General features: G+C 65.5%; 13 protein-coding genes. 10 read left to right on the forward strand and 3 right to left on the reverse strand.

Annotated elements, in window-relative coordinates:
• Positions 1 to 133 (reverse strand): SDR family NAD(P)-dependent oxidoreductase (locus OE856_RS04380; RefSeq protein ID WP_263715165.1); only part of this gene is annotated, 133 nt, incomplete at its 3' end.
• 388 nt (positions 134 to 521) lie between these two features.
• Entirely contained in the window at positions 522 to 1,775 is a 1,254-nt protein-coding gene (locus tag OE856_RS04385) for a DEAD/DEAH box helicase (RefSeq protein WP_263715166.1), read from the reverse strand.
• Between the two features lie 340 nt (positions 1,776 to 2,115).
• Here OE856_RS04385 and OE856_RS04390 point away from each other — a divergent pair, with 340 nt between their 5' ends.
• The 10 genes from OE856_RS04390 (at position 2,116) to OE856_RS04435 (ending at position 12,927) form a co-directional block, all read left to right on the forward strand.
• Positions 2,116 to 2,496: a DUF2946 family protein gene (locus OE856_RS04390; protein ID WP_263714843.1), complete on the forward strand. Its 381-nt coding sequence runs from the start codon at positions 2,116 to 2,118 to the stop codon at positions 2,494 to 2,496.
• A gap of 4 nt (positions 2,497 to 2,500) precedes the next feature.
• Complete coding sequence (locus tag OE856_RS04395) at positions 2,501 to 4,699, forward strand: NosR/NirI family protein (RefSeq protein WP_263714844.1); 2,199 nt, start codon at positions 2,501 to 2,503, stop codon at positions 4,697 to 4,699.
• 15 nt (positions 4,700 to 4,714) lie between these two features.
• Entirely contained in the window at positions 4,715 to 6,658 is a 1,944-nt protein-coding gene (gene nosZ / locus OE856_RS04400) for a TAT-dependent nitrous-oxide reductase (RefSeq protein ID WP_263714845.1), read from the forward strand.
• Entirely contained in the window at positions 6,658 to 7,989 is a 1,332-nt protein-coding gene (locus OE856_RS04405) for a nitrous oxide reductase family maturation protein NosD (protein WP_263714846.1), read from the forward strand. Before nosZ ends, OE856_RS04405 begins: the two co-directional genes overlap by 1 nt.
• Positions 7,958 to 8,848 (forward strand): ABC transporter ATP-binding protein, encoded by an 891-nt coding sequence (locus OE856_RS04410; RefSeq protein WP_263714847.1) that lies wholly within the window; start codon positions 7,958 to 7,960, stop codon positions 8,846 to 8,848. Before OE856_RS04405 ends, OE856_RS04410 begins: the two co-directional genes overlap by 32 nt.
• Entirely contained in the window at positions 8,848 to 9,675 is an 828-nt protein-coding gene (locus tag OE856_RS04415; RefSeq protein WP_263714848.1) for an ABC transporter permease, read from the forward strand. Before OE856_RS04410 ends, OE856_RS04415 begins: the two co-directional genes overlap by 1 nt.
• A complete protein-coding gene (locus OE856_RS04420; RefSeq protein WP_263714849.1) occupies positions 9,672 to 10,238 on the forward strand; it encodes a nitrous oxide reductase accessory protein NosL in 567 nt (188 codons plus the stop codon). The genes OE856_RS04415 and OE856_RS04420 overlap by 4 nt, the downstream gene beginning before the upstream one ends.
• A 1-nt stretch (position 10,239) precedes the next feature.
• A complete protein-coding gene (locus tag OE856_RS04425; RefSeq protein WP_263714850.1) occupies positions 10,240 to 11,160 on the forward strand; it encodes an FAD:protein FMN transferase in 921 nt (306 codons plus the stop codon).
• A 17-nt stretch (positions 11,161 to 11,177) separates the two neighbouring features.
• The gene (locus OE856_RS04430) at positions 11,178 to 11,588 is read left to right on the forward strand and encodes a c-type cytochrome (RefSeq protein WP_263714851.1); all 411 of its coding nucleotides are present in this window, start codon (positions 11,178 to 11,180) and stop codon (positions 11,586 to 11,588) included.
• Between the two features lie 145 nt (positions 11,589 to 11,733).
• Positions 11,734 to 12,927 carry an NnrS family protein gene (locus OE856_RS04435; RefSeq protein WP_263714852.1) on the forward strand — a complete coding sequence of 398 codons (1,194 nt, stop codon included), beginning with the start codon at positions 11,734 to 11,736 and terminating at the stop codon, positions 12,925 to 12,927.
• Here the strand turns inward: OE856_RS04435 and OE856_RS04440 are convergent.
• Positions 12,924 to 13,622 carry a Crp/Fnr family transcriptional regulator gene (locus tag OE856_RS04440; protein WP_263714853.1) on the reverse strand — a complete coding sequence of 233 codons (699 nt, stop codon included), beginning with the start codon at positions 13,620 to 13,622 and terminating at the stop codon, positions 12,924 to 12,926. The two genes, OE856_RS04435 and OE856_RS04440, sit on opposite strands and share 4 nt — an antisense overlap.
• Positions 13,623 to 13,683: the final 61 nt, after the last annotated feature.

Raw genomic sequence — 13,683 nt, forward strand, 5'->3', positions numbered from 1 at the left:
CGGTGAACGCGGCGGCCTTTTCGTCATTGCCCGCATAGGTCGCGGCAACCTCATAGCCCGCGGCCTTCAGCGCTTTCGAAATCGCTTCGCCGATGCCACGCGATCCGCCGGTGACGAGTGCAACTCTCTTCATTGATCTCCTCCTTTATCAAAGGTCAGCTTGGCTGACCTGTGCGACCTCTAAACTATTTTTCGCCATTCTGGCAGGGCCGCAGATGCAATGGCGTTATGCAATTCTGATATGGTTTAACGTTAAACCAATTTGTTGTCACCTGATTTGCATGCAAACTGTCCTTCCCCCGCGCGCAATTAAGCCAGCAGGGGCGGGGCTTCTCCAAAGGGAAAATGACGCCACGTCAAAGATTGAAAATAGTCAGGTAATATCAATCGGTTGGGCGCAATCAAAAAAAACCGCCGCCCGGTGAGGGGCGGCGGTGTGTGCAGGTTTCCGCACGGATCAGGGCCGGGGCGTGCGGTATGTCGCACGCGTCGAGTCGGCGAGAGGCGTGTTGCGGCCCGGTTCAGGCCGCGCGTTTGTGGCGCGGACGCCGGCGTTTGGCGCGCGGTTTGGCCTGTGCGGCCCCGCCATCGGGGCGACCGCCGCCCCTGCGCGGGCGCGGCGCGGCCTTGCCGCGATCCAGATCGTCCGGCCGGGTGCCGGCACCGGTGGGCACCTCGATCTTCATCAGTTTCTCGATCTGGCGCAGCAGGTCGGTATCCTCGGGGGTGCAAAAGGCGATGGCCTGACCCTCGCGCCCGGCGCGGGCGGTGCGGCCGATCCGGTGCACATAGTTGTCGGGCACTTCGGGCAGGTCATAGTTGATCACATAGGCGACGCCCGGAATGTCGATGCCGCGCGCGGCCACGTCGGTGGCGACCAGCACGGTGGTCGTGCCATCGCGGAACCCCTTGATGGCGCGGTCACGCTGGCCCTGGCTTTTGTTGCCATGGATCGATGCCGCGTTGAACCCGTCGGCCACCAGCCCCTTCATCAGCTTCTCGGCGCCGTGCTTGGTGCGCGAAAACACCAGCGTCAGCGCCTCGGGATCGCGCGACAGGATCTCGCGCAGGCGGGCGGGCTTGCGCGGCTTATCGAGGAACTCGACCGATTGCTCGATCTTGTCGGCGGCCTTGCCCGGGGGCGAAACCTGCACCTTGCGCGGGTTGCTCAGGTAGGCGCTGCTCAGCTCTTCCATCTGTTTGGGCATGGTGGCCGAGAACAGCATGGTCTGGCGCGGGGTGCCCAGGCGCGGCGCGATCTTGCGCAGCGCATGGATAAAGCCCAGGTCCAGCATCTGGTCGGCCTCGTCCAGCACCAGAAACCGGACCGAGCCCAGATCGACCGCGCCGCGATCCATCAGGTCGATCAGGCGGCCGGGGGTGGCCACCAGAATATCGGTGCCGCGCGACAGTACGCTGATCTGACGGCCGATCGACTGGCCGCCGACCACGGTGTTGACGCGGACCTTGGTCTTTTCGGTCAGGCCGCGCAGGCTGTCGGCGATCTGGTTCACCAGCTCGCGCGTGGGGGCCAGGATCAGCGCCTTGACGGTCTTGGGCTCGGGCTTGCCGGGCTGCGCCAGCAGCCGGTCGATCAGCGGCAGGCCAAAGGCCAGCGTCTTGCCGGTGCCGGTCTGGGCCAGGCCCAGCAGGTCATGCCCGTCCAGCAACAGCGGGATCGCCTGGTTCTGGATCGGGGTCGGTTGGGTAAAGCCGCTGCGTTTCAGCGCCTCGTTCAGTGCCGGCGCAAGGCCGAGCATATCGAAATCGAACACGTATTTCCTTTCGGGCCGCACCGACATGGCACGACGCATGTATCAGGCCGCACATTCGCGCGGCGCACGTGGGTTCACGTGACCGTGGCACATACGGGCGCATCCCGTTCTGTCCGGCCGACGTGTCAGGAACCCTGCGTGATGGGGAACTGGAGAGTTTCAACGCTGATGGCCCGCAAAGGGGCACGGCTTGCTCACGCGGCAGCGCAGCGTTGGTGCCGCAGTGCAGTATTGTCGCGCCGCTGTCAAGCATTGCGTTCGGGGGCTGTTTCGCGCGCGGTCCTGAAAAGTCTTGATTATTGTCAAGGTGCGCGACGCCGCACTGCGTCATCCAGCCCGCATGACACGCGTTGCGACCTCTTTCCTGAGTCTTCTGCTGGCGCTCTGCCTGATGATGGCAGCTGCGGCGGGCGGCTCTCTGAGAACTGCGCACGCGCTGAGCCAGGCCGGTCAGATGTCGATCATCATCTGCGGCAATAACGGTGTCGAGGAAATAACCCTCGACCGTAACGGCAACCCGGTCACGCCGGCCCCCGCGGGCGAGTGCGACCATTGCGCCGATTGCTCGCTGGTTCCCCTTGCCGCTCTGCCCGCCGTCACGGCCGGCGCCGTGCCCGCCACGGCCCGCGCCCTGCCGCAGGTCGTGGCCCCCGTGCTGCTGAAATGGGCGCAGCGGGTCGAACATCCGTCCCGCGGTCCTCCAAGCCATTCCAAGGTCTGATTGCATGAAACGCTTTGCCCAAACCCTGTGCCGTTCCCTTTTGACCAGCCTGGTGCTGCTGGTCGCCGCGCTGAGCGCGGGCTGGGCACAAACCTCAGCGCCGGTTCTGGCGGAATATCTGGCCAAGGTCGCACCCGCTGACATGGCCGAAGGCGCTGACGGATATGGCAGCCTGCGCAGCGATGTCGCCGCGGCGCCGATCCTGAAAGCGGGCAAGGAAATCGGCTACGTCTTTGTGACGTCCGATTTCGTGGGCACCACCGGTTATTCGGGCAAGCCGATCCACACCATGGTCGCCGTCGACATGGAGGCACGCATTCTGGGCGTGCAGTTGGTCAAGCATTCCGAGCCGATCGTTCTGATCGGCATTCCCGACAGCAAAATCATCAAGATGGTCGAAGACTACAAGGGCATGGACCTTGTAGCCGAGGCCGCGGCCGGCGGGTCGGGCCATGATCTGAACATCATCTCGGGCGCCACCGTGACCGTGATGGTCATCGACGACAGCATCGTGCGCGCGGGCATCAAGGTCTCGCGGATGCTGGGGCTGGGCGGGCTGAGCGCCGATATCGACACCGGACCGAAATTCCAGGTCAACGCCGACACCACCGCCCCCGACAGCTGGATGGAAATGGAAGGCGACGGCACCGTGCGCCGCCTATCGCTGGATGTGGGCCAGATCAACACGGCCTTCGAGGCGGTCGACGACCCGCGCGCCGCCAAGCGCGCCCTGACCGAAGCGCCCGAAACCACCTTTATCGACATGCAGGCCGCGCTGGTCAGCGTGCCGGGCATCGGTGCCGCCATTCTGGGCGAGGCCGAGCACCGCAACCTGCGCGACTGGCTGGCGCCGGACGAGCACGCCGTCGCCGTGGTGGGCCGGGGGATGTATTCCTTCAAGGGCTCGGGCTATGTGCGCGGCGGTATCTTTGACCGGATCGTGCTGATCCAGGATGACGTGTCGGTGCGCTTTCGTGACCGGATGCATCGCCGTATGGGCGTGATCGAGGCCTCGGACGCCCCCGAATTCGTCGAACGCGACATCTTCAAGATCCCCGCCGATGTCGGCTTTGACCCGACGCGGCCCTTCCGCCTGCAGCTGCTGGTGCAGCGCGACGTGGCGGCGATTGAAAAGGTCTTTACCACCTTTGATCTGGGCTATCAGCTGCCCCAGCAATACCTGACGCCGGTCAACGCCGCCCCCGCGGCCGCCGCGTCCGCCGACGATGCCCAAAGCGAAGCCGCGGCCCAGTCGGCCCTGTGGAAGCGCATCTGGCAGGACAAGACCGTCGAGGTCATCATCCTGTCGGCCATGCTGGCGGTGCTGTCGCTGGCGTTCTTCTTCCAGAACTTCCTGACCCGCTCGGAAAAGGCCACCTTCTGGTTCCGCATGTCGTTCCTGACGGTGACGCTGGTTTTCCTCGGCTGGTATGCCAATGCGCAGCTGTCGGTGGTCAACCTGATGGCGCTGTTCGGGGCGCTGGTCTCGGGCTTTAGCTGGCAGGCCTTCCTGCTGGACCCGCTGACCTTCATCCTGTGGTTCTCGGTCGCGGCGGCGCTGCTGTTCTGGGGGCGGGGGGCCTATTGCGGCTGGCTGTGCCCGTTCGGCGCCCTGCAAGAGCTGAGCAACCGCATCGCGCGCAAACTGGGCGTGCCGCAGATCACGCTGCCCTGGGGGCTGCACGAACGGCTCTGGGCGCTGAAATACATGATTTTCCTCGGGCTGTTCGGCATCTCGCTCTACTCGATCGAACAGGCCGAACACCTGGCCGAGGTCGAGCCGTTCAAGACCGCGATCGTGCTGAAGTTCATGCGCGCCTGGCCCTTCGTGGCCTATGCCGCCGCGCTGCTGATGGCCGGCCTGTTCGTCGAACGCTTTTACTGCCGCTACCTGTGCCCGCTGGGCGCGGCGCTGGCCATTCCGGCGCGGCTGCGGATGTTCGACTGGCTGAAGCGCTACAAGGAATGCGGCAGCCCGTGCCAGACCTGCGCCAATGAATGCATGGTCCAGGCGATCCACCCGACTGGTGAGATCAACCCCAATGAGTGCCTGAACTGCATGCACTGCCAGGTTCTCTACCAGTCTGACCAGAAATGCCCCGTCGTGATCCGCCAGCTAAAGCGGCGCGCGGCGGTCACAAGCCCCGATCTGCCTCGGGCGAATAAAGAGGCGGTCGCAAACCACCCGAATGTCGGGAAATAGGGAAAGGAAGACACCATGTCTGAGAAAGAGAAACATGGCCTGAGCCGTCGAGGCTTTATGGGCGCGACGGCCACCGGTGCGGCCCTGATGGGCGGCGTCGGCGGTCGGCTTGGCCTGCTGGGCGGCACCGCTGCCCTGACCGCGGCCACTGCCGGCAAAGCCAGCGCCAGCGGCGGCAGCGGCGATCACGCGATGCCCGGGCCGGGCGAGCTGGACGAGTATTACGGCTTCTGGTCGTCGGGCCAGACCGGCGAGATGCGCATCTTGGGCATCCCCTCGATGCGCGAACTGATGCGCGTTCCGGTCTTCAACCGCTGCTCGGCCACCGGCTGGGGTCAGACCAATGAAAGCCTCAAGGTCTTGACCGAGAACATGCTGCCCGAAACCAAGGCGTTTCTGGCCGCGCAGGGCAAGAAGGTGCATGACAACGGCGACCTTCACCACGTCCACATGTCCTTTACCGAGGGCAAGTATGACGGCCGCTTCCTGTTCATGAACGACAAGGCCAACACCCGCGTCGCCCGTGTGCGCTGCGACGTGATGAAATGCGACAAGATCCTCGAGATCCCGAACGCCAAGGCCATCCACGGCCTGCGCCCGCAGAAATGGCCGCGCACCAACTATGTCTTTGCCAATGGCGAGGATGAGGTGCCGATGGTCAATGACGGCAAGGTGCTGGATGATCCGTCGCAATACGTCAACTTCTTCACCGCCGTGAATGCCGACGAGATGAGCGTCGCATGGCAGGTGATGGTGACGGGCAACCTGGACAACTGTGACGCCGATTACGAAGGCAAATACGCGTTCTCGACCTCGTACAACTCGGAAATGGGTGTGAACCTGGCCGAGATGATGGAAGCCGAGATGGACCACGTCGTGGTCTTCAACATCGAAGAGATCGAAAAAGGCCTCGCGGCCGGCGATTTCATCGAGCTGAACGGCGTCAAGGTGATCGACGGCCGCAAGGGTAAGAACAAGAACTACACCCGCTACATCCCGATCCCCAACAGCCCGCACGGCTGTAACATGGCGCCCGACAAGATCCACCTGTGCATCAACGGCAAACTGTCGCCCACGGTGTCGGTGATCGACGTGCGCAAGCTGGCTGATGTGTTCTACAACAATGCCGAGCCCCGCTCGGTTGTGGTGGCCGAACCCGAACTGGGCCTCGGGCCGCTTCACACCTGCTTTGACGGCAAGGGCAACTGCCTGACCACGCTGTTCCTGGACAGCCAGGTGGTGATGTGGAACCTCGACAAGGCCGTGCGCGCCTATGCGGGTGAAGATGTCGATCCGATCATCACCAAGAAGGACGTGCATTACCAGCCGGGCCACAACTCGACCACGATGGGCGAAACCCTCGAGGCCGACGGCAAGTGGTATCTCACGATGAACAAGTTCTCGAAAGACCGCTTCCTGAACGTGGGTCCGCTCAAGCCCGAGAACGAACAGCTGTTCGCGCTGGGTGACAACGATCTTGAGCTGGTGCATGACGGCCCGACCTTTGCCGAGCCGCATGACAGCATCCTGGTCCACCGCTCGGTGGTGAACCCGACCAACGTCTGGGATCGCAACGACCCGATGTGGGCCGATGCCCGCGCCCAGGCCGAGGCCGACGGGGTGAACCTGGATGACTATCAGGATCAGATCATCCGCGACGGCAACAAGGTGCGAGTCTACATGACCAGCCAGGCGCCGCAATTCTCGATCGAGCAGTTCACCGTGCAGGAAGGCAACGAGGTTACCGTTTATGTCACCAACCTTGATGACATCGACGACCTGACCCACGGCTTCTGCCTGAACAACCATGGCGTCGCCATGGAAGTCGGCCCGCAAGCCACCGCCTCGATCACCTTCACCGCAGCCAAACCCGGCGTCTACTGGTACTATTGCCAGTGGTTCTGCCACGCGCTGCACATGGAGATGCGTGGCCGCATGTTCGTGGAGCCCAAAGCCTGATGAAACATCTCGTTCCCCATCTGCTGTCCCTGATCCTGCTGGCCGCACCCGCGGCGGCAGGGCAGATCACCGTGGAACCCGGCGCCGGCGCGCTGGCCGCGGCGCTGCACCGGGCCCAGCCGGGGGACGAGATCATCCTTGCACCGGGCCGCTATGCCGGCCCGGTGCATCTGACCCTTGCCGGGCTGACCCTGACCGGACAGCCGGGCGCGGTGATCGACGCCGCCGGAACCGGCAGCGTGGTGACGGTTGATGCCGCGCGCGTGACCGTGCAGGGGCTGTCGCTGACCGGCTCGGGCCGGTCGCATGAAGAGATCGATTCCGGCATCAAGCTGACCAAGAAGGCCACCGGCGCGCGGGTGATCGGCAATGACATTCAGGGCAACCTTGTCGGGGTCGACATTCACGGCGCCCGCGACGCGCTGGTGCGCGACAACGATATCGAAGGCCTGCGCCTGCGCCGCATGAATGATCGCGGCAACGGTATCTATGTCTGGAACTCTCCTGGTGCAGTGGTTGAAGAAAATAGCATAAGATACGGACGTGACGGAATTTTCTCTAACACATCCCGCGACAACATCTATCGCGGCAACCTGATGCGCGACCTGCGGTTCGCCGTGCACTACATGTATACCAATGACAGCACCGTCGAGGGCAATGTCTCGATCGGCAACCATCTGGGCTTTGCGATGATGTATTCCGACCGGATCGTCGCGCGGGACAACATCTCGATCAATGACCGCGATCACGGGGTCATGCTGAACTATACCAACCAGTCGGATATCTTTGCCAACCTGGTAACGGGCGGCACCAACAAATGCGCCTTTGTCTACAATTCGCACCGCAACCTGCTGGCCGAAAACACCTTTGACGGCTGCGAGATCGGCATTCATTTCACCGCCGGGTCCGAGCGCAACACCGTCACCGCCAATGCCTTTATCGGCAACCGCACGCAGGTCAAATATGTTGGCACCCGCCATGTCGAGTGGAGCCATGACGGCACCGGCAACTACTGGTCCGATCATCCCGCCTTTGACCTTGATGGCGATGCCCGCGCCGACAGCGCCTATCGCCCCAATGACCTGATGGATCACATCCTGTGGTCGCAGCCCGCCGCCAAGCTGTTGCTGGGCGCGCCCGCGGTGCAGCTGGTGCGTTGGTCGCAATCGCAATTTCCCGCCACCCGCGCTGGTGGCGTGGTCGACAGTCACCCCCTGGTCAAGATGCCCGCGCGCGAGATCCCCGCGCCGCTGCGGCAACTGGCCCAATCTCAGCCGCTCTGGGCGGCAGGAGCAACCGATGACGATACTGACCCTCTCCGGGCTCACTAAACGCTATGGCGCGCAGACCGCGCTGGACGGGGTCGACCTGACCCTGGCCGCCGGCGAACGTGTGGCGCTGTTGGGCCATAACGGCGCCGGGAAATCGACGCTGATGAAGCTGGTGCTGGGGCTGATCCCGGTCGATGCCGGCAAGGTCTCGGTCGCGGGCCACGCGCCCGGTTCCTCCGTGGCGCGCGCGCTGACCGCCTATCTGCCCGAGAACGCCGCCTTTCATCCGGCCCTGACCGGGCGCGAGCAGATCCGCCATTACCTGCGGCTGCGCGGCGACGATCCGGCCAAAGCCGACGGGCTGCTGGAACGCGTCGGGCTGGGCGATGCGGGCCGGCGCCGGATCGGCACCTATTCCAAGGGCATGCGCCAGCGCATCGGCCTGGCTCAGGCCCTGATCGGGGCGCCGCGCCTGATGATCCTGGACGAACCCACATCGGGGCTTGATCCGGTGTCGCGCCGCGAATTCTATTCGCTGCTCGATGAGCTGTCGGCGGCGGGCACGGCGATCTTGCTGTCATCGCACGCCCTGTCCGAGGTCGAGGCCCGCACCGATCGCATCGCCATCCTGTCGGACGGGCGGCTGGTGGCCGAAGGCAGCCTGCCCGAGCTGCGCATCCGCGCCGCGCTGCCGCTGACCGTGCATCTGCGCCCGCGCGACGGGCAGGCCGACCAACTGGCCAGCGCCTTCCCCGAGGCCAGCATGGCCAATGGCGTTCTCAGCTTTTCCTGCCCTGCCACCGACAAGCTGGCGGTGATGGGGCGGATCTCGGGCCTGGCGCCGCAGATCGACGATTTCGAGGTGCTGCCGCCCAGCCTGGACGACATCTATTCCCATATCAGCCGGAGGGCCGCGTGATGTTTGGCCGTATCCTGTCCACCGCCCGGATTGAGTTCGCCATCGCGGTGCGCAACCGCTGGGTGGCGATCTCGGTGGCGATGATGATGATGTTTTCGCTGGTGCTGTCGGTCGCGGGTTCTGCGCCGTCGGGCGATCTGGGCATCGACCGGCTGTCGGTGACGGTGGCCAGCCTGACCAGCCTGTCGGTCTACCTGGTGCCGCTGATCGCGCTGCTGATTTCGTTCGACGCCATCGCCGGCGAGGCCGAGCGCGGCACGCTGCCGCTGCATCTGACCTATCCGCTGGGGCGGGGCGAGCTGCTGTTCGGCAAGCTCTTGGCCCAGCTGGCCGTGGTCGCGCTGGCGGTGCTCTTGGGCTATGCGGTGGCGGCTGTGGTCGCGGTCTGGGGCGGCGGTCTGCAAGAACTGGCCGGCCTGCCCGCGCTGGTGCGGCTGATCTGGACCTCGGTGCTGTTGGGCGCGGTGTTCCTGTCGCTGGGGCACCTGATGTCTTGCATGGCGCGACGTCCCTCGGGGGCGGCGGGCATGGCGATCGGCCTGTGGCTGGTGGCGATCGTGCTGTATGATCTGGGCCTGCTGGCGGCGATCGTGGCCGATGACGGCGGCGCCTTCACCACCCGCATCTTCCCCTGGCTGCTGGTCGCGAACCCGGCCGATGCCTTCCGTATCTTCAACCTCGCGGCCTCGGGCGCGGTGGGGGCGGCGTCGGGCCTGTCGGGCGCGGCCAATACCATCGCCCAGTGGAAACCCCTGCTGTCGCTGGTGCTGTGGCCGGTTCTGGCCGCGCTGCTGGCGCGCGCCGCCTTTCAGAGGGTCCAGCCATGACCCGCGCGCGCATCACCCTGGGCGCGCTGGCGCTGCTGGCGCTGGCGGGTTGCAAGACCGAAGAGGCCGCGCTGCCCCAGCCGCTGGCGCTGACTGCCGAGGCCGTGGGCCATTACTGCCAGATGGGCCTGCTGGAACATGACGGCCCCAAGGCGCAGGTGCATCTCGAAGGCATGCCGGGCGCGCTGTTCTTCAGCCAGGTGCGCGATGCGGTGGCCTACCTGCACATGCCAGAGCAAAGCCACGCCGTGACCGTCGCCTATGTGCAGGACATGACCGGCGCCAGCTGGGATGCCCCCGGCGAATGGATCGAGATCGGCCGCGCCACCTTCGTGCTGGGCTCTGACCGGATGGGCGGGATGGGGGCGGCGGAATTCGTGCCCTTCTCTGACCCTCAAGCCGCTCGTGCCTTTGCCGACAGCCATGGCGGAGAGATCCGCGCCTTTGACCAGATCACCGCCCAAGAGGCGCTGGAAGCCCGCGAACCTGCCGCCCCGGCCGAGGCCGATGACACAATTTCCGGGCGCCTGCGCGCCCTTAGCCAAAGCGCAAGGAACAACTGATATGTCCCTGACAAGACGCCGTTTTCTGACCATTGCCTCTGCCGCGTGCCTGGTGTCTCCGGCCCGCGCGGGGCAAGCCTATCACTGGACCGGCACCGCCCTTGGGGCCAAGGCTCAGATCGTGCTGGACCATCCCGATGCGCCGCGCCTGGCCCAACAGGCCATGGCCGAGATCGACCGGCTTGAGGATATCTTCAGCCTCTACCGCCCGGCCTCGCAGATTGCACGGTTGAACGCGCAGGGCGCGCTTGAGGCGCCGTCGTTCGAGCTGTTGGAATGCCTGACCACCGCGCGGCTGGTGCACCGGGCCTCGGACGGGGCGTTCGATCCGACGGTGCAGCCGCTTTGGACCGTGCTGGCCGAGGCGCGTCAGGCCGGGCGTGCGCCCGATGCCGCCGACATCGCCAAGGCGCGGGCGCGGCTGGGTTTTGACACTGTCGACATCGACTCCGGGCAGGTGACGCTGGGGCAGGGGCAGGCGCTGACGCTGAACGGCATCGCGCAGGGCTATATCGCCGACCGTGTCACCGCGCTGTTGCGCCGCGCCGGGGTGCGCGACGTGCTGGTCGATACCGGCGAGATCGTGGCCCTGGGCACCGCCCCGGGCCAGGCCGGCTGGCCGGTGCGCATCAAGGGCGACCCGCGTGAGCGGCTGCTGAGCGGCCGCGCGCTGGCGACCTCGTCGCCCAAGGGCATGATGCTGGACCCGCAAAGCGGGCAGGGCCATATCCTTGATCCGCGCGCCGAAACCCCGGGCCCCGCAAGGGTGCGGCAGGTGTCGGTCAGTGCCGACAGCGCCGCCCTGGCTGACGCCCTGTCAACCGCGCTAAGTGCGACAAATGAGCGGTGGCAGGCTCAGGCGGTCTTGAGTAAGGTCAAGGGCGCGCGACTGGAAAGCTATATCCCGGAATCACGATTCTGATGACCAAGGAGAAACTCATGAAGAAAATTGCACTGCCGCTCGTTGTCCTGCCGCTGCTGGCCGGGACCGCCTGGGCCGGCGATCCCGCCGTGGGCGAAGGCGACTTCAAGAAATGCAAGGCCTGCCACGCCATCGTGGCCGATGACGGCACTGCGATCGTGAAGGGCGGCAAGACCGGGCCGAACCTTTTTGGCGTGATCGGCCGCCAGATCGGCGCCGCCCCGGATTTCAACTATGGCGACTCGCTGGTCGCGGCCGGTGCTGACGGCACTGTCTGGGACGAGGCCAACCTGGCCGCCTATATCACCGACCCCAAGGCCTGGCTGGCCGAGGTGACCGGTGACGCCGGCGCCAAGACCAAGATGACCTACAAGCACCGTTCGGGTGCCGAGGATATGGCCGCCTACCTGGCCTCTCTGAACCAGTAAGCGATTGCCAGTCGATGATCAGGCGCTCCCATTCGGGGGCGCCTTTTTTGTGGGCGGATTGCCGAGTCCGGTTTGATTTTTGTTAAGGCGCGGGCGCGACCCGCGCCGCAAGGTTTACAGTTAGACACGGGTAAACGAGGACTCCATGCGGCAGGCATTCAACACGCTTCTTGGCGAAGGCTTTCGGGTATTCTTTCTGATGGCCGGGCTGTTCGGGCTGGGCGCGATGCTGCTGTGGGAAATCCACCTGGCCGTCCAGGCCGCCGGAGGGGCCATGGCCGAGATGCCCTTTGCGATGACAACGCATATGTGGCACGCGCACGAGCTGGTCTTTGGCTTTGGCGCGGCGGCGATGGCGGGGTTCCTGCTGACCGCGGTGCCGAACTGGACGGGCGCGGGCGCGGCGCGCCGGCATTACATCGCGGTGGCCGCCGGGGTGTGGCTGTTGGGGCGGCTGGCGGTCGGTGGCTCGGCGGGTATCGCGCCGGGGCTGGTGGCGGCAATCGACCTGGCTTTTGCGCCCTTCCTGGCCGCCAAGATCGCGGCGCAGCTTTTGCGCCGCCCGAAACCGCAGAACATGGTCTTTCTGCTGTTCGTGCTGCTGTTCTGGGTCGGCAACCTTGTGGTTCACCTTGACTGGATGGGTCTGGTCAGCGGCATGGCCGAGCGCGGCGTGCGGGCCGGGATGCTGGCGCTTTTGGGCATGGTGATGGTGCTGGGCGGGCGGATCACCCCGGCCTTTACCCGCAACGCCATGCATCGCGCCGGGATCGAGACCGGTCTGCCGCGCGACCCGGCCATCTTTACACCCCTGTCGATCGCGCTGGCGGCGCTGCTGCCGCTGGTGGCGCTGGGGCTGCCCGACACCGGGCTGGCGGCGCTGGTCATGGCGGCCGGAGGGCTGGTCATGATCGCGCGGGTAGGCCTGTGGCACACGCGCTTTCAGTGGCGCGAACCCATCCTGTGGACGCTGCATGTCAGCTACGGCCTGGCGGGGCTGGGGCTGGTGCTGATGGCGGGGGCGCAGATCGGCCTGGTATCCGAGGTCGCGGCGTTGCACCTGCTGGCAATCGGCGGGCTGGGCGGGATGATCCTGTCGGTGATGTCGCGCGCCACACTGGGCCATACCGGCCGGCCGCTGATCGCGCCATGGGGCGTGGCGCTGGGCTTTGCGCTGCTGCCGGTGGCGGCGGTGTTGCGCGCGGTCGGCTCGGCGCTGTCGGGGGGCGCCTATTTCCCCACGGTTCTGGCGGCAGGCGCGATCTGGTGCCTGGTCTTCGCGCTGTTCGTGGTCAGCTTTTGGCGGTCACTCTGGACCCCGCGCCCGGCCCGCGGTTAGCGGGTCCAGGCGGCGGCGGGATCGTCCTCGGTATAGGCGCGCAGCGCCTCGACATCCTCGATCACGGCCGCGTTCTGGCGGATCGCCACGCCCTTGGACTTGAGCTTGCCAAAGGCGCGCGACAGGCTTTCGGGCTTCATCCCCAGACGCCCCGCGATCAGCACCTTGTCATAGGGCAGCGTGACCTCGCAGCGCCCGGTTTTCGACGGCGCCAGGTCCAGCAGGAACTCGGCCACGCGCTGCGGGCCGGTCTGTGATTTCAGCTGTTCAACCTGCTCGACCAGGTTGCGCAGATGGGCATAGGTTGCAGTCAGCATCGACACGGCGATCGACGGGTTTTCCTGCAGCAGCCGCAAGAACAGCGCGGCGTCGAGGCGGATCAGCTCGCATTCGGTGACCGCCTCGGCCGAGACCGGATAGCGCGCCGCCCGCAGGGCGACCGCCTCGCCAAAGCTGTGGCCGCGGGTAAAAGTGCCGACCACGGCCTCGGTGCCGCTGGGGGCCATGCGGTAAAGCTTCACCCAGCCATCGGCGACAATATAGATCGCGTCGGCCAGTTCCTCTTGCAGGAAAATCGTCTCGCCCCGCGCGTGATGCGTGACATGGGCATGCTCGAGCAACGAGTCGACCAGCGGCTCTGGCGCATTCGACAGCAGCATCGACTGCCGCGCGATCTGTTCGAAATCCTTGCGCATGACTGCCCCGCTTTCTGTTGGTCGAGACCCCAGCGTTAACTATTGGGCCGGGCAAAGGCAA

The sequence above is a fragment of the Actibacterium sp. XHP0104 genome, from assembly GCF_025751515.1.
In the GTDB taxonomy this organism is placed as follows: domain Bacteria; phylum Pseudomonadota; class Alphaproteobacteria; order Rhodobacterales; family Rhodobacteraceae; genus Actibacterium_D.